Genomic DNA, 459 nt, shown 5'->3' on the forward strand with positions numbered 1-459 from the left:
TATAAATGTGAATTCAGATCCAGACTGGCAAGGTGCCGGTCTAACATCGCAAGGAAATGAATTGAAGTGTTAGTAAATTGATGTATAGAGTCATGCGTGTTTAATTCATATTTCGCAAATGAGCAAGACGCAGAATATTTTAATTAACCAAAGTTGAAAAGTTTTACTGAAGGATTAATAATGAAATTTAGATATCATGTCCTTGCTATCTGTATAAGTTTGTCTCTGAGTACGAATGGTTTTGCATCGACAGTCAGAAGTGATATTGCCTATCAGACTTACAGAGATTTTGCAGAAAATAAAGGTGTTTTTCAGGTCGGGAAAGTTGATATACCGATTTATGATAATAAAGGTAAGTTAGTTGGAAGACTAAATACTGCACCTATGCCTGACTTCAGTAGTGTGGATTCATTTCTTGGTGTAGGTACATTAATCGATCCACAACATATTGTAAGTGTA

1 protein-coding gene is annotated in these 459 nt (G+C 34.6%); it reads left to right on the plus strand.

Going from position 1 to position 459, the window contains the following annotated elements; all coding sequences use genetic code 11:
- Positions 1 to 153 precede the first annotated feature (153 nt).
- The coding region (locus K0039_RS21180; protein WP_272491553.1) for a S6 family peptidase at positions 154 to 459 on the plus strand (306 nt) is incomplete at its 3' end.

This window comes from Terrisporobacter mayombei (assembly GCF_020748465.1).
Classification (GTDB): Bacteria; Bacillota; Clostridia; order Peptostreptococcales; family Peptostreptococcaceae; genus Terrisporobacter; species Terrisporobacter mayombei.